The sequence below is a fragment of the Serratia sp. 1D1416 genome (genome assembly GCF_003641105.1).
In the GTDB taxonomy this organism is placed as follows: Bacteria; Pseudomonadota; Gammaproteobacteria; order Enterobacterales; family Enterobacteriaceae; genus Serratia; species Serratia ficaria.
This window is the reverse complement of sequence record NZ_CP032738.1, coordinates 65,188-91,572: the sequence shown is the minus strand read 5'-3', so window position 1 is coordinate 91,572 and position 26,385 is coordinate 65,188. Positions and strand designations below refer to the sequence as shown.

At 61.5% G+C, this 26,385-nt stretch carries 26 protein-coding genes; 13 read left to right on the top strand and 13 right to left on the bottom strand.

The features are described 5' to 3' along the window. The first annotated feature begins 26 nt into the window (after positions 1–26). From dapA to ypfH, 6 genes are all read left to right on the top strand, one after another. A complete protein-coding gene (gene dapA / locus D7I37_RS00495; RefSeq protein ID WP_061796655.1) occupies positions 27–908 on the top strand; it encodes a 4-hydroxy-tetrahydrodipicolinate synthase in 882 nt (293 codons plus the stop codon). Positions 909–925: 17 nt separating this feature from the next. After that, positions 926–1,978, top strand: a complete 1,053-nt coding sequence (bamC, locus tag D7I37_RS00490) for an outer membrane protein assembly factor BamC (RefSeq protein WP_061796657.1) — start codon at positions 926–928, stop codon at positions 1,976–1,978. Between the two features lie 189 nt (positions 1,979–2,167). Beyond that, positions 2,168–2,881 carry a phosphoribosylaminoimidazolesuccinocarboxamide synthase gene (gene purC, locus D7I37_RS00485; RefSeq protein ID WP_061796658.1) on the top strand — a complete coding sequence of 238 codons (714 nt, stop codon included), beginning with the start codon at positions 2,168–2,170 and terminating at the stop codon, positions 2,879–2,881. A gap of 160 nt (positions 2,882–3,041) precedes the next feature. Then, complete coding sequence (locus D7I37_RS00480; protein WP_129543142.1) at positions 3,042–3,908, top strand: neutral zinc metallopeptidase; 867 nt, start codon at positions 3,042–3,044, stop codon at positions 3,906–3,908. A 52-nt stretch (positions 3,909–3,960) separates the two neighbouring features. Then, complete coding sequence (locus D7I37_RS00475; protein ID WP_061796660.1) at positions 3,961–5,973, top strand: tRNA(Met) cytidine acetyltransferase TmcA; 2,013 nt, start codon at positions 3,961–3,963, stop codon at positions 5,971–5,973. Positions 5,974–6,091: 118 nt separating this feature from the next. After that, positions 6,092–6,781 carry an esterase gene (gene ypfH, locus D7I37_RS00470; protein WP_061796662.1) on the top strand — a complete coding sequence of 230 codons (690 nt, stop codon included), beginning with the start codon at positions 6,092–6,094 and terminating at the stop codon, positions 6,779–6,781. Positions 6,782–6,809: 28 nt separating this feature from the next. Here the strand turns inward: ypfH and D7I37_RS00465 are convergent, their stop codons facing one another. Genes D7I37_RS00465 through D7I37_RS00450 form a run of 4 tightly spaced genes read right to left on the bottom strand, consistent with a single transcriptional unit; the run spans position 6,810 to position 9,158 of the window. After that, a complete protein-coding gene (locus tag D7I37_RS00465) occupies positions 6,810–6,995 on the bottom strand; it encodes a YpfN family protein (RefSeq protein WP_061796664.1) in 186 nt (61 codons plus the stop codon). 2 nt (positions 6,996–6,997) lie between these two features. After that, positions 6,998–7,672 carry a M15 family metallopeptidase gene (locus tag D7I37_RS00460; RefSeq protein ID WP_061796666.1) on the bottom strand — a complete coding sequence of 225 codons (675 nt, stop codon included), beginning with the start codon at positions 7,670–7,672 and terminating at the stop codon, positions 6,998–7,000. Beyond that, positions 7,669–8,796, bottom strand: coding sequence for a succinyl-diaminopimelate desuccinylase (dapE, locus tag D7I37_RS00455; protein WP_061796668.1), 1,128 nt, complete (start codon positions 8,794–8,796; stop codon positions 7,669–7,671). Before dapE ends, D7I37_RS00460 begins: the two co-directional genes overlap by 4 nt. Continuing rightward, a complete protein-coding gene (locus D7I37_RS00450) occupies positions 8,793–9,158 on the bottom strand; it encodes an ArsC family reductase (RefSeq protein ID WP_061796686.1) in 366 nt (121 codons plus the stop codon). The genes dapE and D7I37_RS00450 overlap by 4 nt, the downstream gene beginning before the upstream one ends. A gap of 223 nt (positions 9,159–9,381) precedes the next feature. On the opposite strand from D7I37_RS00450, the gene D7I37_RS00445 reads away from it, so the two are divergent. After that, a complete protein-coding gene (locus D7I37_RS00445; RefSeq protein ID WP_129543141.1) occupies positions 9,382–9,807 on the top strand; it encodes a GNAT family N-acetyltransferase in 426 nt (141 codons plus the stop codon). A gap of 15 nt (positions 9,808–9,822) precedes the next feature. On the opposite strand, the gene D7I37_RS00440 is transcribed toward D7I37_RS00445, so the two are convergent. The 3 genes from D7I37_RS00440 to D7I37_RS00430 are packed head-to-tail and all read right to left on the bottom strand — an operon-like array spanning position 9,823 to position 11,397. Beyond that, positions 9,823–10,428 (bottom strand): GNAT family N-acetyltransferase, encoded by a 606-nt coding sequence (locus tag D7I37_RS00440; RefSeq protein ID WP_129543140.1) that lies wholly within the window; start codon positions 10,426–10,428, stop codon positions 9,823–9,825. Positions 10,429–10,476: 48 nt separating this feature from the next. Beyond that, entirely contained in the window at positions 10,477–10,908 is a 432-nt protein-coding gene (locus D7I37_RS00435; RefSeq protein ID WP_061796669.1) for a GNAT family N-acetyltransferase, read from the bottom strand. A gap of 9 nt (positions 10,909–10,917) precedes the next feature. Continuing rightward, complete coding sequence (locus tag D7I37_RS00430; RefSeq protein ID WP_095098675.1) at positions 10,918–11,397, bottom strand: tetratricopeptide repeat protein; 480 nt, start codon at positions 11,395–11,397, stop codon at positions 10,918–10,920. Positions 11,398–11,613: 216 nt separating this feature from the next. Between D7I37_RS00430 and ypfM the strand changes: the two genes are divergently transcribed. Continuing rightward, positions 11,614–11,673 carry a protein YpfM gene (ypfM, locus tag D7I37_RS27540; RefSeq protein ID WP_100396732.1) on the top strand — a complete coding sequence of 20 codons (60 nt, stop codon included), beginning with the start codon at positions 11,614–11,616 and terminating at the stop codon, positions 11,671–11,673. Positions 11,674–11,794: 121 nt separating this feature from the next. Here the strand turns inward: ypfM and acrD are convergent, their stop codons facing one another. Further along, positions 11,795–14,932: a multidrug efflux RND transporter permease AcrD gene (gene acrD / locus D7I37_RS00420; RefSeq protein ID WP_061796673.1), complete on the bottom strand. Its 3,138-nt coding sequence runs from the start codon at positions 14,930–14,932 to the stop codon at positions 11,795–11,797. A gap of 289 nt (positions 14,933–15,221) precedes the next feature. Here acrD and D7I37_RS00415 point away from each other — a divergent pair, with 289 nt between their 5' ends. Next, a complete protein-coding gene (locus tag D7I37_RS00415) occupies positions 15,222–15,500 on the top strand; it encodes a helix-turn-helix domain-containing protein (protein WP_061796675.1) in 279 nt (92 codons plus the stop codon). 26 nt (positions 15,501–15,526) lie between these two features. Here D7I37_RS00415 and D7I37_RS00410 read toward each other — a convergent pair whose 3' ends face one another. Together D7I37_RS00410 and narQ are read right to left on the bottom strand one after the other, a co-directional pair. After that, positions 15,527–16,159, bottom strand: a complete 633-nt coding sequence (locus tag D7I37_RS00410; RefSeq protein WP_061796676.1) for a response regulator — start codon at positions 16,157–16,159, stop codon at positions 15,527–15,529. 163 nt (positions 16,160–16,322) lie between these two features. After that, the gene (gene narQ, locus D7I37_RS00405; protein WP_129543139.1) at positions 16,323–18,005 is read right to left on the bottom strand and encodes a nitrate/nitrite two-component system sensor histidine kinase NarQ; all 1,683 of its coding nucleotides are present in this window, start codon (positions 18,003–18,005) and stop codon (positions 16,323–16,325) included. 287 nt (positions 18,006–18,292) lie between these two features. Here narQ and nudK point away from each other — a divergent pair, with 287 nt between their 5' ends. After that, entirely contained in the window at positions 18,293–18,868 is a 576-nt protein-coding gene (gene nudK, locus D7I37_RS00400; RefSeq protein ID WP_061796688.1) for a GDP-mannose pyrophosphatase NudK, read from the top strand. 320 nt (positions 18,869–19,188) lie between these two features. Here nudK and tkt read toward each other — a convergent pair whose 3' ends face one another. The 3 genes from tkt to rpiB form a co-directional block, all read right to left on the bottom strand. Continuing rightward, positions 19,189–21,183 carry a transketolase gene (gene tkt, locus D7I37_RS00395; RefSeq protein ID WP_129543138.1) on the bottom strand — a complete coding sequence of 665 codons (1,995 nt, stop codon included), beginning with the start codon at positions 21,181–21,183 and terminating at the stop codon, positions 19,189–19,191. 17 nt (positions 21,184–21,200) lie between these two features. Beyond that, positions 21,201–22,151 carry a transaldolase gene (gene tal / locus D7I37_RS00390; protein WP_129543137.1) on the bottom strand — a complete coding sequence of 317 codons (951 nt, stop codon included), beginning with the start codon at positions 22,149–22,151 and terminating at the stop codon, positions 21,201–21,203. 194 nt (positions 22,152–22,345) lie between these two features. After that, complete coding sequence (rpiB, locus tag D7I37_RS00385) at positions 22,346–22,804, bottom strand: ribose 5-phosphate isomerase B (protein ID WP_129543136.1); 459 nt, start codon at positions 22,802–22,804, stop codon at positions 22,346–22,348. A 307-nt stretch (positions 22,805–23,111) separates the two neighbouring features. Between rpiB and D7I37_RS00380 the strand changes: the two genes are divergently transcribed. The 3 genes from D7I37_RS00380 to D7I37_RS00370 all read left to right on the top strand — a co-directional run bounded on the left by D7I37_RS00380 (position 23,112) and on the right by D7I37_RS00370 (position 26,361). Continuing rightward, positions 23,112–24,224, top strand: coding sequence for an alcohol dehydrogenase catalytic domain-containing protein (locus D7I37_RS00380; RefSeq protein ID WP_129543135.1), 1,113 nt, complete (start codon positions 23,112–23,114; stop codon positions 24,222–24,224). Between the two features lie 65 nt (positions 24,225–24,289). Then, positions 24,290–25,555 (top strand): MFS transporter, encoded by a 1,266-nt coding sequence (locus D7I37_RS00375; RefSeq protein ID WP_061799403.1) that lies wholly within the window; start codon positions 24,290–24,292, stop codon positions 25,553–25,555. A 35-nt stretch (positions 25,556–25,590) separates the two neighbouring features. After that, the gene (locus tag D7I37_RS00370; protein ID WP_061799401.1) at positions 25,591–26,361 is read left to right on the top strand and encodes an SDR family oxidoreductase; all 771 of its coding nucleotides are present in this window, start codon (positions 25,591–25,593) and stop codon (positions 26,359–26,361) included. The last annotated feature ends 24 nt before the right edge of the window (positions 26,362–26,385 follow it).

Below are 26,385 nucleotides of genomic sequence, written 5' to 3'. Positions count from 1 at the left end.
TGACTTGTTTGTGGAGGGGACGGCCAATGTTTACGGGAAGTATTGTTGCACTGGTTACGCCGATGGACGACAAAGGTGCTGTCGATCGCGCGAGCCTAAAAAAACTGATTGATTATCATGTAGCCAGTGGAACCGCGGCTATCGTTTCCGTAGGGACTACCGGCGAGTCCGCAACGCTTGCCCATGACGAGCACGTCGACGTGGTATTGCAGACGCTGGAGCTGGCCGACGGCCGCATTCCGGTGATCGCCGGTACCGGCGCCAACGCCACCGCTGAAGCCATTTCGCTCACCAGCCGCTTTGCCGATACCGGCGTAGTGGGTTGCCTGACGGTAACGCCGTACTACAATAAGCCGACCCAGGAAGGGCTGTATCAGCACTTCAAGGCGATCGCCGAAAGCACCGAACTGCCGCAGATCCTGTATAACGTGCCTTCGCGCACCGGCTGCGACATGCTGCCGCCGACCATCGCGCGGCTGGCGAAAATCAAGAATATTGTTGCCGTTAAGGAAGCGACGGGGAACTTAAGTCGCGTAAGTCAGATCCAAGTGCTGGTTGACGATGAAGACTTCATCCTGCTGAGCGGCGACGACGCCAGCGGTCTGGACTTCATGCAACTGGGCGGCAAAGGGGTTATTTCCGTTACGGCCAACGTGGCCGCGCGTGAAATGGCGCAGCTTTGCGCGCTGGCGGCGCAGGGCAACTTCGCCGAGGCACGCCGCTTAAATCAGCGCTTGATGCCGTTGCATCAGGATTTATTTGTAGAAGCAAACCCAATTCCGGTGAAGTGGGCCTGTAAGGCATTGGGATTGATGGCAACCGATACGCTGCGTCTGCCGATGACGCCGTTGACCGACGCTGCGCGTCCGGTCGTGGAACGCGCACTGAAAAGTGTCGGTTTGCTGTAACTCTTAAGGGAAATTTGATGGCTTATTCATTGCAAAAGTCGAGAGTAGCGAAAATCGTTGGCGTCTCGTTGGTTATGATGCTGGCGGCCTGTAGCAGCGATCAGCGCTACAAGCGCCAGGTCAGCGGCGACGAGGCCTATCTCGACGCCTCGCCGCTCAAGGCGCTGAACGCGCCTGCCGGCATGATCCTGCCGGTGCAGAGCGGCAACTATGACGTGCCGGCCACCCAGCTGAAAGGCGGCGTCGGCAAGCAGTTGGACATTCGTCCGCCGGTGCAGCCGCTGGCGCTGCTGAGTGGTTCACGCGCGCAGTACAACGGCGACAGCGGCACGCTGCTGCTGGAAAACAGCCCGCAAAACCAGAACCTGTGGTCGCGCGTGGTCAGCCTGCTGCAGGCGAAGAACATCGCCATCGCTTCACGTCAGGACGCCGGTCAGACCCTGACCACCGACTGGGTGAAATGGAACCGTCTGGACGAAGACAACCAGTACGAAGGCCGCTATCAGATCAGCGTGCAACAGCAGGGTTACCAGCAGGCGCTGGTGGTGAAAAGCGTCGGCCTGCAGCAGCAGGGCAAAACCGACCCGGTTACCGACCCTTCTGAAATTCAGCGTTACAACGGCATGATGATGAACACCCTGGTCGAAGGCCTGGATAAACAAGACAACCTGGCGAGCAGCGAATCGGCGAGCCGTTTCGGCGCGCTCGACGTGCAGAGCGGCGCCGATGATACCGGCCTGCCGATGCTGGTGGTGCGCGGCCCTTACACCGTGGTGTGGGATCGCCTGCCGCCGGCGCTGGAGAAACTGGGGATGAAAGTGGGTGACCGCAGCCGTCCGCAGGGCACCGTCGCCGTGACCTACAAAGCGCCGAGCAGCAGCGATTGGGACGCCCTGGGCGTCAAGGATCCTGAGCTGACCGAAGGGGATTACAAGCTGCAGGTCGGTGACCTGAACAACCGCACCAGCCTGCAATTTATCGATCCCAAGGGCAAGCCGTTGACCCAGTCGCAAAACGACGCGCTGGTGGCGGCATTCCAGTCCGCGTTCAGTAAAACCAGCGTTAAATAACTAAAAAGGGGCCCCGGCCCCTTTTTGTTTGCTCAGCACGGTATCGTTTGCGTCGCAGGTTTGGCACAATATACCCAGGTGTGTTGTTAAATAATTCGTTGTATCAATTTTATACCCCCCCGATTTCAAGCGGCAGCCAACGACGCTGTCGTTCGAAAGCTGAAGGGTATCCTTATTGGAGTATGTAAGATGCAAAAGTTAGCTGAGTTGTATCGCGGAAAGGCGAAAACCGTCTACACCACCGAAAATCCCGATCTGCTGGTGTTGGAATTCCGCAACGATACGTCAGCACTGGATGGTCAGCGCATTGAGCAGTTCGACCGCAAAGGCATGGTGAACAACAAGTTCAACCATTTCATCATGAGCAAACTGGAAGAAGCCGGCATCCCGACCCAAATGGAGCGCCTGCTGTCCGACAACGAAGTGCTGGTGAAGAAGCTCGACATGGTGCCGGTCGAATGCGTGATCCGCAACCGCGCCGCCGGTTCGCTGGTGAAGCGTCTGGGCATCGAAGAAGGCCTGGTGCTGAACCCGCCGCTGTTTGATCTGTTTCTGAAGAACGACGCCATGCACGATCCCATGGTTAACGAATCCTACTGCGAAACCTTCGGCTGGGTGGGCAAAGCGCATCTGGCGCGCATGCGCGAGCTGAGCTACCGCGCCAACGACGTGCTGAGCAAGCTGTTCGACGACGCGGGCCTGATCCTGGTCGACTTCAAGCTGGAATTCGGCCTGTTCAACGGCGAGGTGGTGCTGGGCGATGAGTTTTCGCCGGACGGCAGCCGCCTGTGGGACAAAAACACCCTGGACAAGATGGACAAAGACCGTTTCCGCCAGAGCCTGGGCGGCCTGATCGAAGCCTATGAAGAAGTGGCGCGCCGCATCGGCGTGAAGCTGGACTAAGCGTTTTTTGCCATACGGGGCCGTCCGGCCGGATCGCCCCGTCATTGTTTCCCCCGCATTTCCAGAAAAATTCTACATTTCCTCCGCCTCTGACCCTTTATAATGGTAATCAGTGGGCGAGTTTCCTACGATTACCAAAAACCTAATCTGGAGTTTACTTATGCGTTGGCAAGGGCGTCGGGAAAGTGACAATGTTGAGGATCGTCGCGGGCAGTCTTCAGGTCTGGGGGGCGGCGGCGGCTTTCGGCCGCCGATCGGCGGCAAGGGCGGGATAGTCATTCTGGTGGTGGTGCTGGTGGCCGGTTATTACGGCATCGATCTGTCGCCGCTGCTGAACGGCGGTGACGTGACGACCCAAAGCCAGCAGCAGAGCGCCTCTATCAGTCCGAAGGACGACGAGCTGGCCAAATTCACCTCGGTGGTGCTGGCGTCGACCGAAGATAACTGGAAGGAAGTGTTCCAGCGCATGGGCAAAACTTATCAGCCGCCCAAGTTGGTGATGTACCGCGGCGTAACGCGCACCAGCTGCGGCACCGGCCAGGCGGCGATGGGGCCGTTCTACTGCCCGGGAGACAAAACGGTCTATATCGACCTGTCGTTCTATCAGGACATGAAAACCAAACTGGGCGCGGGCGGCGATTTTGCCCAGGCCTATGTGGTGGCGCACGAGGTCGGCCATCACGTGCAGAACCTGCTGGGCATCGAACCTAAGGTGCGCCAGATGCAGCAGGGCGCCAGCCAGGCGGAAGTTAACCGCCTGTCGGTGAAGATGGAGCTGCAGGCGGACTGCTTCGCCGGCGTGTGGGGCAAATACGCCGAGAAGCAGCAGATGCTGGAAGAAGGGGATTTGCAGGCGGCGCTGAACGCCGCGCAGGCGATCGGCGATGACCGGTTGCAGCAGCAGGGCCAGGGCCGGGTGGTGCCGGACAGCTTTACCCACGGCACCTCGCAACAGCGCTATACCTGGTTCAAGCAGGGCTTCGACAGCGGCGACCCTAATACCTGCAACACCTTCGCATCCCGTTAATACACCCCATGCCGGAGCCTGACTCCGGCATTTTTTTCAGGTCTGGATTCTGATGTTACAGGCAATGCAACAACGTATGCGGCAGCAGGGCATCAGGCGTTTGCTGGTGCTCAGCGGCGAAGCGGAATGGTGCCGACAGCAGGCGCGGCAACTGGCCGCGACGCTGCCGGGCGATTGGCCGTGGGTCGGCGACGCTCCGCCGCCCGAGGTGCCGGCGCTGGCGAGCGGCGCGGTGCGCCAGCTGTTGGGGCAGGAGCGGCTGCATGCGGTGTTTGACGCCACCCAGGGGCTGGATGTCGAGGCGCTGGCGGCGCTGTCGGGCGCGCTGCGCGCCGGCAGCTGGCTGCTGCTGCTGACCCCGCCCTGGCGACGGTGGCACCAGTTGCCGGACGCCGACAGCCTGCGCTGGAGCGATTGCCCGCAGCCGATCACCACCCCGCATTTTATTCAGCACCTGCAGCGCCACCTGGCCGCCGACGGCGAAGTGACGCTCTGGCGCCAGGATGAGGCCCTGTCGCTGGCGCCGCTGCCCGAGCGGGCGCGCTGGAGGCCGCCTTCCGGTTTGCCTACCGTCGAACAGCAGGCGATATTGACGCAGTTGCTGAAGGCCGAGTCCGGCATCTGGGTGTTGACCGCCGCGCGCGGCCGCGGCAAGTCGACGCTGGCGGGCATGCTGGTGGCGAATTCGCCGCTGACCTGTTGGATCACCGGGCCGAGCCGGGCCGCGACCGACGTCGCCGCCGAGTGGGCGCAGGGCCGCGCGCAGTTTTGGGCGCCCGATGCGCTGTTGGCGCATTGCCGCGAGCACCGCGTCAGCCAGGCGGGCTGGCTGCTGGTGGATGAAGCGGCCGCCATTCCCGGCCCGCTGTTGCAGCAGTTGGTCAGCCATTTCCCGCGGGTGCTGTTAACCACCACGGTTCAGGGCTACGAGGGCACCGGACGTGGATTTTTACTGAAGTTTTGCGCCGGCCTGCCGGCGTTTCACCCGCTGAGCCTGCAACAGCCGATGCGCTGGGCGCAGGGCGACGCGCTGGAACGGGTGATAGACCATGCGTTGTTGTTCAATGAGCTGCCGGAATGGCGGCCGGCCGGGCAAGCGGTGAGCTTCTGCCAGGCGGAACAGCGTGAACTGTGCGCGGAGCCGCAGCGGCTGGCGCGTTTTTATGCCCTGTTGAGCAGCGCGCACTACCGCACCTCGCCGCTGGATCTGCGCCGCTTGATGGATGCGCCCGGCATGCATTTTGCGCTGGCGCAGGCGGAGCGGGAGGTGGTTGGCGCGCTGTGGCTGGCGGACGAGGGCGGCCTGAGCGCCGAACTGGCGCACGAGGTTTGGGCCGGACGGCGGCGGCCGCGCGGCAATCTGGTGGCGCAGTCGCTGGCGGCGCATGGCGGCCAGTGGTGGGCGCCGACGCTGCGTTCACGGCGCATTACGCGCATTGCGGTGTTGCCTGCGCTGCGGCGGCAGGGCATCGCCCGCCGTATGATAGAGGAGCAGCGCCGTCGGGCGCAGGGGCTGGACTTTCTCTCGGTCAGCTTCGGCTATACCGAACCGCTGTGGCGCTTCTGGCAATCCTGCGGCTTTGAGCTGGCGCGCATTGGCAGCAAGCCGGAGGCCAGCAGTGGCTGCTACACCGCGATGGCCATTCTGCCGCTGAGCGAGCAGGGCGAGGCGCTGCGGCATGCGGCGCACAAGCGTTTGGCGCGCGACTGGCGCTGGCTGCAGCAGCGCATCGATCTGCAGCCGGAAATTCCCGGCGACGACGGCGACCCGCAGCTGGGGGAGGACGACTGGCGCGAACTGGCCGGTTTCGCCTTCGCCCATCGCCCGCTGGAAGCCAGCCTGGGTGCGCTGCAACGCCTGCTGATGGCCAGCGAGCTGCCGTTGCCGGCGCTGCGCCGGCATTTGCAGCGGCAATGGGCGCCGGCGGCGTGCGCCGCGCAGTTCGGCGTCAGCGGCCAGAAAGCGCTGTTGCGCCTTTGGCGACACGAGGCGGCGCAGGCGCTGGATCAGCTTGACGCGCAGCACTGCCGCTATTGGCGCGGTTGGTCGCAATCGTTGCAATAAATTGAAGAAGTCGCTCAATAAAACCCGATTTTCCTGCGATCTCAACGGCGTATAGTGAAGGGCAGTGGTCCGGGGCGCGGCGCGCCGGGCGGTAACCCATCAACCTGAGGAGTCATCGATGAAACATGAGCATTTTGTTGTACAAAGCCCGGCCGCGCCGGCTGCACAGCTGATCCTGTTGTTTCACGGCGTGGGCGACAATCCGGTGGCGATGGGCGAGATCGGCAGCTACTTCGCCAAAGATTTTCCGCAGGCGCTGGTGGTCAGCATCGGTGGCCCCGTCGCCGTCGATAACGGCGGCGGCCGCCAGTGGTTTTCGGTACAGGGCGTTAGCGAGGATAACCGCGCGGCGCGCATTGCCGAAGTGATGCCGCAGTTTGTCGAGGCGGTGCGCGCCTGGCAGCGGCAGAGCGGCGTGGACTACGCCGCCACGGCGCTGGTCGGTTTTTCCCAGGGGGCGATCATGGCGCTGGAGGCGCTAAAAGCGGAGCCCAAACTGGCCGGCCGGGTGGTGGCGTTCAGCGGGCGATTCGCCAGCCTGCCGGAACAGGCGTTCGGCGACAGCGTGGTGCACCTGATCCACGGTGAAGAGGATGCGACGATCGCGGTGCAGCATGCTCAGGCCGCGGCGGAAAGCCTGCAGGCCAACGGCGTCGATTTTACGTTGGACGTGGAGCAAGGGGTAGGGCACGCGATCAATCAGGGCATGATGACCAGCGCTCTGGAGCGCCTGCATTACTACGTGCCCCAGCGTTACTGGGATGAGGCGCTGCTCGGCAAACGCGGCGATCTGATCGCCTTTAAATAAAACTCAGGGCGCCGGGTGCGCCCTGATGTCATTTCTTTTTCGGCCAGTCGTCTTCGTCGTCCCACTGGGCGTTGTTATCGCGGTGCGGCGGGATCTCGGGTTTGTCGGCCAGATAGCCTTTCACGTCCACGCGCCGCAGCTCTTTAATGCCGCTGATGATCATCCCCACCAGAATCAACAGGATGATCCACCAGTAATCCGCTAACCATTGCATATTCACTCCTTTCCTTCACTGCGTATAAAACGCGAAAATATCGATGGCAAATGGCGTTCAAGCCATTCGGCACCGGCAACCTCCCTGTCTCGCCAGGCCGCCAGCAGCAGCGCCGGCGTCAGCAGATGCTCGGCCTCGCGCGCCAGCGGGCGGTAGCTCAGATGCCACGGCTCCACCGCAACGCCGTCGCCGTCTTCGGTGAAGGGGCGATAAAAGCCAAATTCCGCCATGTGCGCCGTCAGCCATTGGTTGAGCGCGTGGAAGTACCCCCCTTGCTCATATTCCCATGGCTCCAGCTGCAGCTTTTGGCCTTCCGGCAGCAGCGAAGGATCGTACACATCCAGATCGCTGCCCCAGTGGTGGCGGCTGGCGCCCGGCAACGCCGACCAGCGCAGGATCGCTTCGCAGCGCTCGGCGACCGACAGCGTCGCCACGTCGATCGGTTTGCTGTCCTTATCTAATACTGGGCGCTCGCCGCAGAATTTTCCATTCCAAATCGCCAATTGCCGATCGAAATCGCGGAAGGTGCTGGCGGGCTGCAGATCGAATCCCGCGCTTCGCGCCGCCTGCTGCATGGCGAGAAAGGCCGCCACCGCCGCGGGCTGCAGGCGGTGATTGCCGCTCAGCGGCGCCAGGTGCGCGGCGGAGCGCCCGGTAAGCATTTCCTCGGTGATCATGCGACCAATTGCTCCATGATGCGTTGATACATGCGGCTCAGCAGCTGCAGATCGGCGGCGTTCACGCACTCGTTAACCTTGTGGATAGTGGCGTTGACCGGCCCCAGCTCCACCACCTGCGCGCCCATCAGGGCGATAAAGCGGCCGTCCGAGGTGCCGCCGGTGGTCTGCAGCTGCGGGGTGATTTCAGAATAGTGCTCGACGGCGTTGACCACCGCGTCCACCAACGCGCCGCGCGCGGTGAGGAAGGGTTGGCCGGACAGGCGCCATTCGATGCTGTAGTTCAACTGGTGGCGCTCCAGCAGCTCTTCCACCCGCTGTTTGATCATCGCGTCGGTCAGTTCGGTGCTGAAGCGGAAGTTGAACTGCACGAACAGTTCGCCCGGGATCACGTTGTTGCTGCCGGTGCCGGCCTGCACGTTGGCTATCTGCATGCTGGTCGGCGGGAAAAATTCGTTGCCGCGGTCCCATTCGATCGCCACCAGCTCATTCAGCGCCGGCATGGCGCGGTGCACCGGGTTATCCGCCAGGTGCGGGTAGGCGACGTGGCCCTGCACGCCGTGGATGTGCAGGTTGGCGGTGATTGAACCGCGGCGGCCGTTTTTCACCACGTCGCCGACGCGATCGGTGCTGGACGGTTCGCCGACCAGGCAGTAATCCAGCCGTTCGTTGCGCGCCATCAGCGCTTCCACCACCTTGACCGTGCCGTGGGTGGCGCTGGCCTCTTCATCGGAGGTGATCAGAAACGCCAGCCGGCCCTGATGGTGCGGGTTGGCGGCGACAAAGCGTTCCGCCGCCACCACCATCGCCGCCAGCGAGCCTTTCATGTCCGCCGCGCCGCGGCCGTACAGCATGCCGTCGCGGATGGCCGGCTCAAACGGCGGGTTGTCCCAGCGTTTTTCGTCGCCGGTCGGCACCACGTCGGTGTGGCCGGCAAACGCCAGCGTCCGGCCTTCGCCGCGCCAGGCCCAGAAATTCTGGGTGTCCTCGAAGTCCATCGCTTCGACGGTAAAGCCGATGGCCTGCAGCCGGTCGATCATCAGCTGTTGGCAGCCTTCGTCGCGCGGGCTGAGGGAAGGGCGTTTGATCAACTGTTGAGCCAGTTCGATAACCGGGCAAATCATGCTGCGACCTCGGAGATAAATTGCTGATAGCCCTCGGCGCTGAAGCCGAGCAGGGCGTGGCCCTGGCCGTCGTCCAGCAGCGGACGTTTGATGATAGCCGGCTGGGCCAACATCAGGGCGATGGCCGCATCGGCGTTATCGCAGGCGCTGCGCTGCGCGTCATCCAGCTTGCGCCAGGTGGTGCCGCGGGTGTTCAACAGCGGCTCCCAACCCAGTCGCTCGACAAAACCGCGCAGCAGCCGTTCATCCAGCCCGTCGGCGCGGTAGTCGTGAAACTGATAGGCCACGCCCTGTTCTTCCAGCCAGCGGCGCGCTTTTTTGATGGTGTCACAATTTTTGATGCCGTACATGGTCAACGTCATGGAGTCAAAACCTTCTCTGCAACCAAACACCGGCGAAACGCCGGTGGTAAACCGCCGGAGCGGAAAATGAAAACCGGCATCCAGCATGCCGAAAAACCGCCGTGAGTTCCACCGTCCAATGGTCCGAAAGCCGGGGAAAACGCGAAAAAATGCGGCGAGCATTCGCTATGGCGAATTTTTGCTAATCTGTGGTGATATCTAACATCGGCCATATGAGAGCGACATGAATAATTACCCGGTAGAGGTGCTCGACAACGTCAGTACAGAAATCGAAGCGCTCATCGGCGCAGGGCTGGACAGTTATAACGACGAGATCACCGGCAACAACGATCGCCTGCCGCTGGCGGTGGTGGTAAGGGATCCGCACAGCGGCAAGGCGCTGGGCGGCATCATCGGGCGTTCATCGCTGGGGATGCTGTTTCTCGAACTGTTTCACCTGCCCAAGGCGCTGCGCGGTTCCGGGGTCGGCAGCGAGCTGCTGCGCAGGTTCGAAGAAGAAGGACGGCGGCGCGGCTGCCTGTCTGCGGTGCTGTACACCATCAGTTTCCAGGCGCCGAAATTCTATGAGAAGCACGGGTGGACGCGTTTCGGCGAGGTGCCTTGTTTGCCGCCGGGCACCCGGCGGATTTTTATGAGCAAGGCGCTTTAGCCTGCTTTATCGCTTTTACTCTCTGGGTTGGCGTAATTTATAACCTAAGCTTTTTTTCACCATCGGCCACTCATGGTCAATGATCGAGAAAATCACCGTGTCGCGATAGCTGCCATCTGCATTTTTTTGGTGATTTCTCAATACGCCATCTTGCTTGGCGCCGAGTCGGGTTATCGCCGCTCTTGAAATGTGATTGTGCCAGTGAGTACGAAATTCAACGGCAATTACCGCCAGCTCTTCAAAGGCATAACTGAGCAACAGGAGTTTGCACTCTGTATTAGCGGCGGTTTTCTGATGACTTTTTGCATACCAAGTATAGCCGACTTCCACCCGACGGTTTTGCCCATCGGCATTACAAATACGGGTGGTACCGATAATTTTCTGCGTTGCGTTATGCACGATGACGAAGGGTAATGCCCGGCCGGCTGATTGTTCACTCAACGCTTGGCTCACATAATTATCAACGGTGTGTTCAGTCGGAACGGAAGTAAACCACAGTTCCCACAATCTTCCATCCATAGCCGCCTGCGCCAGCTCCGGAGCGTGTTCTTTACGTAAGGGAATAAGGCTGATGGTTTGGCTTTTTAGTTCAGTTTCAATGAGCCATGATTTTTCGGACATAAATTTAGGCCTTCCCGTTTGGTTTTTGGTTTTATCCGCATCTGGACCTCAGCGTACGTAGCCGCTGTCCTGCAGGCGCTGCAGGGCGGCGCCGTCGGCGTACACCATGCCGGTAGTCAGGCTGCGGAAGCCGTATTTCTTATAGAATTCAAGCTTGTCCGGTACCGAATAGATGAACACCTTGCCGAGCGGCGCCAGGTCCCGCATCACCCGGTCCATCAGCCGCCGGCCCAGCCCCTGGCCCTGAAAGCGCGGATCGACGGCCACGTCGGCCAGATAGGCCACCGAGGTCATGTCGCTGATGGCGTGAGCGGTGGCCATCAGCTCACCGTCAATAAATCCCCAATAGCAAAACTGGCTGTGTTGATACACCCGCTGCATCACCTGCGGGTCGCGCTCGCCCAGCCCGGCGTCTGCCAGCAGCCGACTCAGTCGCCGCCAGTCGACGGCGCAGCGCTGCGGATCGGTGATGATTTCCATCGTTCCTCCCTAGCCGATACGGTCGAGATCGGCGGCGTACTGCCGAATGGCGCGTTGGTAACTGCTGATGTCGCTATGCGACGAGGTTTCCGCCAGCAGCAACAGCAGGTCGGCCACCGCCTGTTTGGTTTCCCCCAGGTTGTACAACGTCATGGCGCGGAACAGCGTCAGCTCCTTGGCCTGCGGAAATTCCGCCAGCCCCCGGTCGAAGGCGTCCAGCGAGGGTTGGTACTGCCCGAGCGCCCGGTAGGTGCTGCCGAGGCCCAGCCAGGCCTCCTGCCGCCGGGCGGCCGGCAGGGCGCGCGCCAATGCGGCCAGGTAGCAGGGAATGGCCTGCTGTTCCAGCCCCTGCACGTCGTACAGACAGGCCAGCTGGTAGTGCAACTCGGCGTCTTCCGGCTGCTGCCGCAGCTGATGTTGCGCCAGCTCGGTGGCTTCAGGATAACGGCCCAGCCTTTTCAGTTGTTCGATGGTCAGCGTCGCGGACATGACATAGCCTCAGGTGGGGGATTTTTGTACCTCTGGCACGCTACTACGGAAGAATTGATAGCACAAGGGCATAGAAGAGCCGGTTATTGATAAGATAAATACGAAAATGTGCGCTAACCCCGGTTTCCGCGGGCGGCATCGTTCCCGAATGGCTTCACTTGCTCAAAAAACAGGCGTAGAATCCGCTTCGTCTAATAATTGAGGTTGTAAAGCATTATGGTCGATCGCGAGTTAGGGAACTGGAAAGACTTCATTGATGAGATGTTGGGTAACTGACGCTGCGGTGAAGCGCATGACCAGGCGGATTTATTGGCTATCGCCTGAAGCGCCCTGGGAACGAAGCCTTCGTTCGAGATAAGCAGCATCGGTTGCCCGACGCTGCTTTTTTATTGGCTTGTTACTCGCCGGCGTTTTCCGCCGGCGCCGCGTGAGCCTGCTTGCCGGGGAAGCGACGGCGCACCAGCACGAAGAACAGCGGCACGAAGAAGATAGCCAGCAGGGTGGCGGAGATCATGCCGCCCATCACGCCGGTGCCGACCGCATGCTGGCTGCCCGAGCCGGCGCCGCTGCTGGTGGCCATCGGCAGCACGCCGAAGATAAACGCCAGCGACGTCATCAGGATCGGCCGCAGGCGCATGCGCGAGGCTTCGAGCGTCGCCGACATCAGATCCTGCCCCTTGCTGTTCAGCTCGTTGGCGAATTCGACGATCAGAATGGCGTTTTTCGCCGAGAGCCCGATGATGGTCAGCAGCCCGACCTGGAAGTAAACGTCATTTTCCAACCCGCGCATCCAGGTGGCCGCCACGGCGCCGATCACCCCCAGCGGCACCACCAGCATCACCGAGAACGGGATCGACCAGCTCTCATACAGCGCCGCCAGGCACAGGAACACCACCAGCAGCGAGATGGCGTACAGCGCCGGCGCCTGCGAACCGGACAGGCGTTCCTGATAGGACATCGCCGTCCATTCCAGGCCGAAGCCGGTCGGCAGCTGGCTGACGATTTTCTCCATTTCGGCCATCGCGGTGCCGGTGCTGACGCCCTCGGCCGCTTCGCCGACGATCTCCAGCGCCGAGCTGCCGTTGTAGCGCTCCAGCCGCGGCGAGCCGTACTCCCAATGCGAGGTGGCGAAGGCCGAGAACGGCACCATGCCGCCGGCGCTGTTGCGCACGTACCATTTGTCGATGTCGCCCGGCAGCATGCGGTACGGCGCGGCCGCCTGCACGTAGACCTTCTTCACCCGGCCGCGGTCGACGAAGTCGTTAACGTAGGTCGATCCCCAGGCGGTCGACAGCGTGTTGTTGATGTCGTCGATAGCAACCCCCAGCGTCTGCGCCTTGCGCTGGTCGATGTCTATCTGCAGCTGCGGACTGTCGTCCAGGCCGTTGTGACGCACCCGCGCCAGCAGCGGGTTTTCCCCGGCCAGCTGCAGCAGCTGGTTGCGGGCCGCCATCAGCTTGTCGTGGCCCAGGCCGGCGTGATCTTCCAGTTCCATATCGAAACCGGCGGAGTTGCCCAACCCGGTGATCGCCGGCGGGCTGCTGGCGATCACCCGCGCCTCGTTGATTTTTTCGAACGCCTTGGTGGCGCGCTCGATGATGTCGAACGAGGTATTGGCGCCCGAGGTGCGCAGGTCCCAGTCCTTCAGGCGGATATACAGGCGCGCCACGTTCTGGCCGTTGCCGCCCGGGCCGGCGCCGATGATGGCGAAGGCCGACAGCACGTCCTCTTTTTCCTTGGTCAGGAAGTAGTGCTCCACTTTCTCCACCACTTTGGAGGTCTGCTGCAGGGTCGAGCCCGGCGGCAGCTGCACCTGCACGGTAAAGATGCCGCGGTCTTCCTGCGGCAGGAACGAGGTCGGCAGCTTGATGAACAGCAGCGCCATGCCGCCGAGCAGCAGCAGGTAAATCACCATATAGCGGGTGCTGGCGTGCAGCACGCGCCCCACGCCGCGCTCATAGCGATCGGCGTTGCGGTTGAACATGCGGTTGAACCAGCCGAAGAAGCCGCGCTTGCCGTGGTGATGGCCCTTGGCGATCGGTTTGAGCAGCGTGGCGCACAGGGCGGGGGTCAGGATCATCGCCACCAGCACCGACAGCACCATGGCGGAAACGATGGTGATGGAAAACTGGCGGTAGATGGCGCCGGTGGTGCCGCCGAAGAACGCCATCGGCACGAACACCGCCGACAGCACCAGAGCGATGCCGACCAGCGCGCTCTGGATCTGCCCCATGGATTTTCGCGTGGCCTCGCGCGGCGGCAGGCCTTCTTCGCTCATCACGCGCTCGACGTTTTCCACCACCACGATGGCGTCGTCCACCAGCAGGCCGATCGCCAGCACCATGGCGAACATGGTCAGGGTATTGATGCTGAACCCGCAGGCGGAAAGGATGGCGAAGGTGCCCATCAGCACCACCGGCACGGCGATGGTGGGGATCAGGGTGGCGCGGAAGTTTTGCAGGAACAGGTACATCACCAGGAACACCAGCAAAATGGCTTCCAGCAGGGTTTGCACCACGTCCTTGATCGAGGCTTTGACGAACGGCGTGGTTTCATAGGCCACCTTGGCCTCCAGCCCGTGCGGGAAATACTGCGACAGCTCGGCGATTTTGTCCTTCACCAGCTGGTCGGTTTGCAGCTCGTTGGCGCCGGAGGCCAGCTTGATGTTCATGCCCGCCGCCTGCATGCCGTTATAGCGGCTGAGATAGTTGTAGTTTTCGCCGCCCAGCTCGATGGTGGAGACATCGCCCAGCGTCACCAGCGAACCGTCCTTGTTGACCCGCAGGGTGATTTGGCGGAACTGCTCCGGCGTTTGCAGCTGCGACTGCGCGTTGATGGTGGCGTTGAGCGCCTGCTTATCGACCGACGGCGTGCCGCCGAGCTGGCCGACCGCCACCTGGGCGTTCTGCGACTGAATGGCGCTGACCACGTCCTGGGTCGTGAGCTGATAGCTGTTCAGTTTGTTGGGATCGAGCCAGATGCGCATGGCGTACTGCGAACCGTAAACGTCCATGCTGCCCACGCCGTTAATGCGGCTGAGCGGGTCCTGCAGGTTGGAAACGATGTAATCGGCGATGTCCTGCTTGTCCATGCTGCCGTCGGTGGAAACGAACGCCACCATCATCAGGGTGGTGTCGCCGGATTTCGATACCGTAACCCCCTGGTTTTGCACCGCCTGCGGCAGGCGTTTGATCGCCGCCTGCAGCTGGTTTTGCACCTGCTGCATCGCCTCGTTGGGGTCGGTGCCGGCTTCAAAGGTCAAGGTCACGGTGGCCTGGCCGGTGTTGGTGCTTTGAGACGACATGTACATCATGTTGTCCAGGCCGGTCATGTTCTGTTCGATGATTTGGGTAACGGTGTTTTCCAGCGTCTTCGCCGAGGCGCCGGGGTAGGTGGCGCTGATGCGCACGTTAGGCGGCGCCAGGTTTGGGTATTGCTCAACGGGCAAGGAAAAAATCGCCAAGGCGCCGGTCAGGCAAAGAATAATTGCCAGAACCCAGGCGAAAATCGGGCGATCAATAAAAAAATTGGCCATGCAGCGCGAACCTCGTTATGACTTGTTCTATCTTTAAGACGCATCGGGATTATGCATTTCAGCGGCTGGGAAGGATTCCGGCGCTATTGCACTTTACTCGGGATGGTCGGGTAAAGCGTGGAGAAAAAAAGGAGATAATGTAAATAACGGTAGTAGAAACCTGCGGTGCAGCACCCGTACGGGTTAAAAAATATCATTAAGACATTTTTATTACTATCAACGACCTTGCATATCCTTTGGGCAGGGAACCTAAGCGCAAACGGGAATCATTTCGAGGCAGGAGCTTGGCATGGCAATTAATCCGGTATTCGCCCGACGACTTTACCTGTGCTGGCTGATCGGCCACAGCGAACGGCCAAACGTGCCGCGGCTGATGGCGCTGACCGGCTGGCCGCGCCGCACGCTGCAAGATGTGCTCAAGGCGTTGCCCGGCATGGGCGTGGAGCTGCAGTTCGTGCAGCAGGGCGTGCGCAATAACGACGGTTTTTACCGGCTTGAAAGCTGGGGGCCGCTTAACAAGAGCTGGATCCACCAGCATCACCAGGCGCTGCTCGCCGCGATAGAATAAGGCTCCCCGGCCGGGGAGCGCTGCGGTTATTGGCTTTTATGTTCCAGGTACATCACCGTCGCCGCCACGCGCGAGCGCACGTCCAGCTTGCGCAGCATGTTGCGGATATGCACCTTCACCGTTTCTTCCGAAATATGCAGTTGCGCCGCCACCTGTTTGTTGGACATGCCGCGCGCCACTTCCTGCAGCACATCCAGCTCTCGCTCGGTCAGTTCGGCGAAGGGGTCGCGTTGCTCGCCGCGCGACAGCAGATAATCCGCCACCGCCTCGCTGATGACGTTCTGCCCGGCGGCTGCGGCGCGGATGTGCTCCAGCAGCAGTTCCGGCTCGCTGTCCTTCAGCAGATAACCGTCGGCGCCGGCGTCGATCAGGGCATACAGGTCGCTGCGCGCATCGGACACCGTCAGCACGATGATGCGGGCGTCCACGCCCTCATGGCGCAGCGCTTTCAGCGTATCCAGCCCCGACATGCCCTTCATGTTCAGATCCAGCAGGATGACGTCCGGGGCGTGCTGCTGCGCCAGAGCGATCGCTTCGTCGCCGCTGCCGGCTTCCGCCGCCACGCTAAACAGCGGATCCAGTCCCAGCAGCTGTTTGATGCCGCGCCGCATCAGCGGGTGGTCGTCAACGATCATTACTCGGTAGTGCTTCATCACCATGAAATATGCTCCCTGTAGCAAGTAAAGCCACTCAAACGCGCCCTGAGGGCGTGCTCCACAGTGGGACGGACTCTTTTAAAATAGTGGCAATCGGCGCCACGGACATCCTGAAACGGCCGCCAGCCGGCGCGCAAGCGTAACGCAGGGTGGACAGCCATGCGGGTTATGACGGAAACGTCAGGCAGACCTCGGTGCCGCCCGCGGCCCGCCGTTGGATGCGCAGCGTGCCCGCCAACCGCGCGGCGCGCTCGCTCATGATGGTTAAACCATAATGGCCTTCCGGCTCTTCCAGGCTGGCGATGCCGCAGCCGTCGTCGGCGATGCTGAACGCGTTATCGCCGGCGGCGTTCACTTCGCAGCGAACGACGATCTCGTCGGCCCCGGCGTGTTTGACGGCGTTGAGCACCGCTTCGCGCACAATCTGCAGCGCATGCACCTGCTGCTGGGCGTTGAGCGCCTGTGAGGAGAGCCGACAGTGTAACTGAATCCGCGCGCTGCTCAGAGCCTTTAATGGCTGCAGCAGCTGCTGCAGCGCGCCGTGCAAGTCCGCCTCCTGAATGTTCAGGCGGAAGGTCGCCAGCAGTTCGCGCAGCTGGCGATAGGCATCGGCCAGCGTGCGCTCGACATCGTCGATAATCTCCCGCGCCTGCGCCGGATTATCGTTGACGCTGCGCTTGAGCAGCGTCAGCTGAATGCGCAGGAACGACAGCGCCTGCGCCAGTGAATCGTGCAGCTCGCGGGCGATGGTCGCACGCTCTTCCATCAGCGCCAGCTGCTGATGCTGTTTCTGCGCCCGGTTGAAATAGACCGCGCGGCTCAGCATGTTGGCCAGGCTCTGCATCAGGTGCGGGTGCGGCGGGCACTCGCGCGCCTGCCAGCGCAGCTCCCCCAGGATTTTTCCGTCCTGCAGGATAGGCAACCGCTGCCATGCCCCGGCGGGCGCCGGTTCGCCGCAGCCGAGCCGCCATTGGCTGACGCTGTCCGCCACCTCCAGCCTGATGCTGTGCAGCCGTTCGCTCTGCCGCACGATATCGAGGATTTGTTCAAACGCCTGCTGATCGATCTGACGCACGCTCAGCGCCTGAGAGCAGCGGTACAGCACCTCCAGCGTTTTATTGGCCTGCTGCAGGCGCTGGGTTTTTTCCTGCACCTTGTGCTCCAGCGACAGATACAGCTTGGCCAGGTCGTCGGTCATGGCGGTGAAGGCCTGCGACAATACGCCCAGTTCGTTCGGCAGCCTGACATCCAGCGGCGGGTGGTTGAAATCGCGCCGCTGTACGCGCTGGCTGGCGTCCACCAGGCGTTGCAGCGGCGCCACCACCTGGCGGCGCATAAAGCGGATGCAAAACAGCACCAGGCCGATGATGGCGGCGTAGCCCAGCACGCTGATGGCGGCCACCAGGGTCAGTTTCAGCTCGGAGTAGTGCTGCAGTGCGGAAACAAAGTGGTCAATCTGGTTAACATGGTTAACGACGTTGGCCTGATAGGCGCGGGTCCGGCCGGCGCGGATCTGCTGCGCCAGGCCCTGCCAGGATTGCCGCAGGGTCAGGTATTCATCTCGCACCTCGGCCGGCACGTAGAAACGATCCAGCTTCAGCAGCGCCGGGGCCTGCAGCGATTGTTGATACTGCTGCAAATGCCGCTCCAGTTCGGCGGACCGAGTGTCGAGATCGTACGCCAGCCGATAACTCTGCATGCGCAGCGAGCCGGCGATGTTGATCGCTTCGGCGTCGTTTTGGCTGCCGGCGACGGTGATCAGGGCCAATCCGGTGGAGAGCACCGACAGGATCACCATGCAAAACAGCGCCCTGGCCAGGCTGCCGGTCACGGAACGTTTAACAAGCAATCGCGGATCCTTTTCTGTGCGGGCGACGCGCATCGTCAGTTTCATTCGAAAGCAAAACTATAACTTTTGCAACTAAAATGCGCCGCGATTTGTATCAAGTTGTCAACAAGGCGGAAACAATTGTCGTTGTGTAATCAAATAAATAGCGAGTTCGGCCGGTTACCCCTCAACCATGCGCCGCCGCCGCTCGCCGAATGACCATTGACGGCTTTTGTTGCAAATCGCTTGCCGCAGCGGTGCGCAATCGCGGTATGATTTTCACGTTTCAGCCAACGGAAGAAGAGTTCATGTCATCGAAAATTGAGAATGTGAAGAAAGAGCTGCTGTCGGACAACTGGTATGTACTGCACAAGTACACCTTTGATTTGAAACGCAAGGATGGCGGTTCAGTTCAGCAGATGCGCGAGGTGTACGACCGCGGCAACGGCGCCACCATCTTGCTGTACAACCGCGCCAGGGGCACCGTGGTGCTGACCCATCAGTTCCGCATGCCGACCTACGTCAACGGCAATGACAGCGGCATGCTGCTGGAGGCCTGCGCCGGCCTGCTGGACGCCGACTCGCCGGAGCAGTGCGCGCGCCGCGAGGCGGTGGAGGAGACCGGATTCCAGGTCGGCGAGGTGAAGAAAATATTCGAGGCTTACATGTCGCCGGGCGGCGTGACCGAGATCGTGCACTTCTTCATCGCCGAATACCATGAAGATGAGCGGCGTGCGGCGGGCGGCGGCATCGAGGATGAAGATATCGAAGTGGTCGAACTGCCGTTCAGCGAAGCGGTGGCGATGATCGCCGACGGCCGCATCAAGGACGGCAAAACCATCATGCTGCTGCAGTACCTGCAAATCCACCGCATCATGGAATAGAAAAAGCCCGGCGTTGCCGTAATGCTGAACAGTTAGCGTTTTTCTGACGGTGTTGGTGAAGTTTTCGGTCGATAAAGGTGAGATGCGTCATGAGGCTCACGTGCCTCGACCGAGCAAGGGACCGTGGGCGCGGCCCCTTGCAACCCGCGCCTTCGGCCCCTCCAATTGCCGTACATTGCGGTAGCAGAGAAATGCAGGGTATTTACGGCAATTCCGCCTGCACGGAGCATACAGAAATTGGATAAAAAAATGCCAGTCAGGCTTAACTGACTGGCATTGCGGCGTTGCCGGGCTTTTTATTGGCTAACGCCAGGGGCCGCTTACTTCAGCAGCGCCTGCGCCTTGGCCACCACGTTGTCCACGGTGAAGCCGAACTCCTTGAACAGCTGCTCCGCCGGCGCCGACTCGCCAAAGGTGGTCATGCCCACGATGGCGCCGTTCAGCCCCACGTACTTGTACCAGTAGTCCGCGATACCCGCTTCCACCGCCACGCGCGCGCTCACCGCCGCCGGCAGCACCGATTCGCGGTACGCCGCATCCTGCTTGTCGAACGCGTCGGTAGACGGCATCGACACCACGCGTACCTTACGGCCCGCAGCAGTCAGTTGGTCCGCCGCTTCCACCGTGATACCCACTTCCGAACCGGTGGCAATCAGGATGACCTCCGGCGTGCCGGCGCAGTCTTTCAGCACGTAGCCGCCGCGGTACACGTTCGCCAGCTGCTCCGCGCTGCGCGGCTGCTGGGTCAGGTTCTGACGCGAGAAAATCAGCGTGGTCGGGCCGTCGTTGCGCTCGATGCCGTACTGCCAGGCAATCGCCGATTCCACCTGGTCGCACGGGCGCCAGGTGCTCATGTTCGGGGTCACCCGCAGGCTGGCAATCTGCTCCACCGGCTGGTGGGTCGGGCCGTCTTCGCCCAGACCGATGGAGTCGTGGGTGTAGACGAACACGTTGCGCAGCTTCATCAGCGCCGCCATGCGCACCGCGTTGCGGGCGTATTCCACGAACATCAGGAAGGTCGCCGAGTACGGCAGGAAGCCGCCGTGCAGCGCGATGCCGTTGGTGATGGCGGTCATGCCGAACTCGCGCACGCCGTAGTGGATGTAGTTGCCCGCCGGGTCGACGTTCAGCGCTTTCGAACCGGACCATAGGGTCAGGTTGCTCGGCGCCAGGTCGGCGGAGCCGCCGAGGAACTCGGGCAGTACCTTGCCGAACGCTTCCAGCGCGTTCTGCGACGCCTTGCGGCTGGCGATGTTGGCCGGGTTGGCCTGCAGCTGCTCGACGAATTTCTGCGCGTCGGCTTTCCAGTTCGTCGGCAGTTCGCCGTTCATGCGGCGCTTGAACTCGGCGGCCAGCTCAGGGAAAGCCTGGGCGTAGGCGGCGAACCTGTCGTTCCAGGCCGCTTCTTTGGCCTGGCCGGCTTCTTTGGCGTCCCACTGGGCATAGATGTCCTGCGGGATTTCGAAGGCGGCGTATTTCCAGCCCAGGGCTTCGCGGGTGGCGGCCACTTCGGCGGCGCCCAGCGCGGCGCCGTGCACGTCGTGGGTGCCGGCCTTGTTCGGTGAGCCGAAACCGATGACGGTCTTGCACATCAGCAGGGACGGCTTGTCGGTCACCTTGCGGGCTTCCTCAATCGCCGCCTTGATGGCGTCCGGGTTGTGGCCGTCGACGTGGCGCACCACGTGCCAGCCGTAGGCTTCGAAGCGCTCGGCGGTGTCGTCGGTGAACCAGCCGTCGACGTGGCCGTCGATGGAGATGCCGTTGTCATCGTAGAAGGCGGTCAGCTTGCCGAGCTTGAGGGTGCCGGCCAGCGAACAGACTTCGTGAGAGATGCCTTCCATCATGCAGCCGTCGCCCATAAAGGCGTAGGTGTGGTGGTCGACGACGTCATGGCCCGGGCGGTTGAACTGCGCGGCCAGGGTGCGTTCGGCGATGGCGAAGCCGACGGCGTTGGCGATGCCCTGGCCGAGCGGGCCGGTGGTGGTTTCCACGCCTGGGGTATAGCCGTATTCCGGGTGGCCCGGCGTTTTGGAGTGGAGCTGACGGAAGTTTTCCAGCTCGCTCATCGGCAGGTCATAGCCGGTGAGGTGCAGCAGGCTGTAAATCAACATGGAGCCGTGGCCGTTGGAGAGCACGAAACGGTCGCGGTCAGCCCAGTGCGGGTTGGTCGGGTTGTGGTTCAGGTAGTCACGCCACAGGACTTCGGCGATGTCCGCCATGCCCATAGGTGCGCCCGGGTGGCCGGAATTCGCTTTTTGTACGGCGTCCATGCTGAGTGCGCGGATGGCGTTGGCCAGTTCTTTACGGGAAGACATAACGATACTCCAGGTAATTACAGTTCAGCGGCCAGCATGTCTTCCAGCTTTTGCTGGTCAACGGCGAACAGGCGGATGCCTTCGGCCAGTTTTTCCACCGCCATGGCGTCCTGATTGTGCAGCCAGCGGAATTCGGCTTCGGCAAGCGGGGCGGGTTGGTGGAAGCCTTCGGTCGACGGCGTCAGCTTGCGCTCGACCGGCTGGTCGCCGTTTTTCAGCTGTTCCAGCAGGTTCGGCGCGATAGTCAGCCGATCGCAGCCGGCCAGCGCCAGGATTTGTTCAACCTTGCGGAAGCTGGCGCCCATGATCACCGTCTGATAACGGTGCCGTTTGTAGTATTCATAGATGGTGCGTACCGATTTCACGCCCGGATCCTGCTCGGCGTCGTAGTCGGCGGCGGGCTGTTTGGCCTGATACCAATCGTAGATGCGGCCGACGAACGGTGAAATCAGATAGACGCCGGCTTCGGCGCAGGCGCGGGCCTGGGCGAAGGAGAACAGCAGCGTCAGGTTGGTGTTGATGCCTTCTTTTTCCAGCTCCTCGGCGGCTTTGATGCCTTCCCAGGTAGAGGCCAGCTTGATCAGGATGCGCGATTTGTCGACGCCCTGTTCCTGATACAGGCCGATCAGCTTGCGCGCCTTGGCGACGCACATGCCGCGATCAAACGACAGGCGCGCGTCCACCTCGGTGGAGATGCGGCCCGGCACGCTTTTCAGGATCTCGACGCCGATATTGACCGCCAGCTTGTCGCTGGCGTTGATCAGCTGGGTTTCCTTGCTGCCGCCCTGGCGGCGGGCGTAGTCCAGCGCTTCGGTAATCAGCGGCTGGTACTGCGGCAGCGCGGCGGCTTTCAGGATCAGTGAAGGGTTGGTGGTGGCGTCCTGGGGTTCGAACTGGCGGATGGATTCGATATCGCCGCTGTCGGCTACCACCGTGGTCAGCTGCTTGAGTGCGTCTAACTGATTCATTTGTAAGCTCCTTGACCAAGCTTCAATGTAGGGAAATGAGAACCTTTTTCATCGTAGGGGGAACACACTGCATCATAAGGGTGATAAATAAAATGCGCTTTTTCTGATTGTTGCGATGGATAAGAACAATGAATCCCGAACCAAGCCAGACGGGCCGCGGCTTGCGCGCGGCCACTGCCGACCCTGAGGCGCGATCAGCGCGGATCGGCGGCCTGTTCGTAATAGCCGATCCGGGCGACTTTCGGCGCCGATCCCCCTCCTTCAAACTCTGACTCCAGCCAGGCGGCGACGATGGTTTTCGCCAGTTCGGCGCCGATCACGCGCGCGCCGAGCGTGATGATTTGCGCATCGTTGCTTTTGCGCGCCCGCTGCGCGGAGTAGGTGTCGTGACATTGGGCCGCGCGGATGCCCGGCACTTTATTCGCCACGATGCTCATGCCGATGCCGGTGCCGCACAGCAGGATGCCGCGCTGGTGTTGCTCCGCCTTGATCGCCTGGGCAACCCGGTAGGCGATATCGGGGTAGATCCCGCCGGCGGCGGCGCGATCCTCGGTGTAGTCGGTGACGGGAATGTCCCGCTGTCGCAAATAAGCAACGATCAGATCCTTCAGTTCAATGGCGGCGTCATCGGCGCCGATGGCAATAGGCAGCATAGCGATCTCCAGGTTGAAAGCGGAAAGGCTGACGATCCTCTCGGCGCGTCATGGTGCTTACCATAATCATATGCAATCAAATGTTCAATAGTTGATCTTTTGATTGTTGCTTTTAATAGGGTATTGAGAGGATGATGGTGACTTATATCGCAATTACTTGCCTTAAACGGCTATTTAGGCGGCTTTTTGAGCGAAATCACACTTTGAGAAGTTCATGGTGGGCAAAAACGGCGCTTGGCGTTAGTGTTCATTTGTTCTTATTGTGTATTTATGATCATAAAAATAACCCTACCAGAGGATAGAACTTATGTGTCAGACCTGCGTAACAGCGGCAAAAATGGCAGACGGCATCCCTGAAACCATGAAAGCGGTGGTGGCCTATGCGCCAAAGGATTACCGCCTGGAACAGGTGGCGGTGCCGGACATCGGCCCAAAAGAGATCCTGGTGAAGATCGAAGCCTGCGGCATCTGCGCCGGGGATATCAAGGCGTTCGAAGGGGCGCCCAGCTTTTGGGGCGATGAAAAACAGCCGGCTTATATCAAGGCGCCGATGATCCCCGGGCACGAGTTTATCGGCCATGTGGTCGGCTATGGCGAAGGCGTGGAAGGTTTCAAGCTGGGCGATCGGGTGATCTCCGAACAGATCGTCCCCTGCTGGCAGTGCCGCTTCTGCAACCGCGGTCAGTATTGGATGTGTGAGAAGCACGACCTGTACGGCTTCCAGAAAAACGTCAACGGCGGCATGGCCGAATACATGAAGTTCACCAAAGAGGCGATCAACTACCTGGTGCCGGCCGATCTGCCGATCGAAAAAGCCATTCTTATCGAACCTTACGCCTGTTCATTCCACGCGGTGCAACGCGCCAACATCAAGCTGGGCGATGTGGTGGTGCTGGCCGGCGCCGGCACGCTGGGGCTGGGAATGATCGGCGCCATCAAGAAGTCCGGCCCCGCGAAGCTGGTGGTGCTCGACCTTTCCGACGACCGCCTGGCGCTGGCGAAGCGGTTTGGCGCCGATGTGGTGCTCAATCCGACCCGCGATGATGTGCTGGCGGCGATCAAAGAGATGACCGAAGGGTACGGCTGCGACATCTATATCGAAGCCACCGGCGCGCAAAAATCGGTGGAGCAGGGGCTGACGCTGATCCGCAAGCTCGGCACCTTCGTCGAATTCTCGGTGTTCAAGGATCCGGTCACCGTCGACTGGAGCATTATCAGCGATCGCAAAGAGCTGGACGTGCTCGGCTCGCACCTCGGCCCTTATTGCTACCCGCTGGTGATTGAAGGCATCAGCAACGGCGATCTGCCGACCGAAGGGGTGGTGACCCATACGCTGCCGCTGGAACAGTTTGCCGAAGGCTTTGAATTGATGAAGCGCGGCATAGGTTCGATCAAAGTGGTGCTCAACCCGAATCTTTGAGGCCGCATCATTCGTCGGGTGCGGGCTAGCCTGCGCCTCCACTGTCAAACGTGCTGGGGTGTTCTATGTTGCATGGACTGATTCATCGCATTGGTCTGTCGCCGAAACTGCTGCTCGGCTACGCCGGCGTGCTGGTGTTTATGATGGGCGAAGGGTTGGAGCAGGGATGGCTTTCACCTTATTTAATCGGCAAGGGATTAACCATTCAGGAGTCGGCGCTGCTGTTCAGCGTCTACGGTTTCGCCGCGGCGATCGCCGCGTGGTTCTCCGGCGTGCTGGCGGAGATTTTCACCGCCCGCCGGGTGATGCTGGCCGGCCTGATCCTGTTTCTGATCGGGTCGGTGTGTTTCCTGGCGTTTGGCCTGCCGAGCAACAACCTGTCGATCATGGTGCCGACCTATGCGCTGCGCGGCCTGGGTTACCCGCTGTTCGCCTACGGCTTTCTGGTGTGGGTGGCCTATGAAGCGCCGCCGGAGAGGCTGGGATCGGCGGTGGGCATTTTCTGGTTCGTCTACAGCGGCGGGCTGAGCGTGCTGGGCGTGCTGTACTCCAGCATCATGCTGCCTTACCTCGGCGAGATCCACACCCTGTGGAGCGCGCTGATTTTCGTGGTGCTGGGCGCGATGATCGCCCTGATGCTCAACCGCAACGAAGGCGCGGCGGAACGCGGCAACCGGGAAAAAGCCTCGCTGAGCTACGTATTGAAAGGCATCACCATCGCGTTTGAGAACCCGAAAATCGGCCTGGGCGGCATCGTGCGCACCATCAATACCTCGGCGGCGTACGGCTTTGTGGTGTTTATGCCGATGTACATGATGGATATGGGCTTTACCCGCACCCACTGGCTGCAGATGTACGCCGCGCTGTGGACGGTGAACATCATTTTCAACCTGATTTTCGGCGTGATCAGCGACGGCCTCGGCTGGCGCAACGTGGTGATGTGGTTCGGCTGCGTCGGCTGCGCGCTGACCACGCTGATGTTCTATTACGTGCCGCAGTTCTTCGGCGCCAACTACCTGCTGACCGTCTGCGCCGCCGGGCTGTTCGGCGCCTGCCTGGCGGCGTTCGTGCCGCTGTCGGCCATCATGCCGTCGCTGGCGCCGGAGAATAAGGGCGCGGCGATGTCGATCCTCAACCTCGGCGCCGGCCTCAGCACCTTTGTCGGGCCGGCGGTGGTGGGGCTGTTTATCGGCAGCCTCGGCAGCGTGGGCGTGATCTGGATCTTCACCGGCCTGTACCTGTTCAGCGGCGTACTGATGAAGTTCGTCACCCTGCCGAAGGAAAGCGCGGCGGCGGAAGAGAAGAATCCGAGTTTGGCGAAAATATCCTGACCGCGGGTGAAGTTCACAGTTTTAGGGAGAAACCTATGTTTAATAACCAGAGCGAAGCGCCCGCCGGGCCGACTTTATGCGGCAAAGTGGCGTTGATCACCGGCGGCGCGGCGGGCATCGGCTATGCCATCGCCGAGCGATTTCTGCACGACGGCGCGCGGGTGGTGCTGATGGATCGCGCGCCGCAGGTGGCGGAACAGGCGCGGCAGCTCGGCGGCGATGCGGCGTTGGGCATCCTGACCGACGTGACCGACCCGGCGTCGGTGGAGCGGGCGACGGCGCAGGCCGAAGCGCACTTTGGCCGGCTTGACGTGCTGGTCAACAGCGCCGGCATCGTGGCGCTGCACCCGGCCGAAACGCTGCCGGAAGAGGCCTGGGACGCCACCCTGGCGGTAAATCTGAAAGGGGTGTTTCTTACCTGCCAGGCGGCGGGGCGGCGTTTCATTCGTCAGCGCAGCGGCAGCATCGTCAACCTGGCTTCCCAGGCCGGGGTGGTGGCTTTGCCGAATCACCTGGCCTATTGCGCCAGCAAGGCCGGCGTGATCGGCCTGACCCAGGTTCTGGCGCTGGAGTGGGGGCCGCACAACGTGCGGATCAACGCCATTTCGCCCACCGTGGTGCTGACCGAGCTGGGGCGCAAGGCCTGGTCCGGCGAGGTGGCCGAGCAGATGAAACAGAAAATTCCGCTGCGGCGCTTTGCCGAACCGCAGGACATTGCCGCCGGCGCGCTGTTCCTGGCCGGCGACGCCGCCGCGATGATCACCGGCGCCAACCTGGTGATCGACGGCGGCTACACCATTCAATAATTCACTATTCAGGCGACAGAGAGG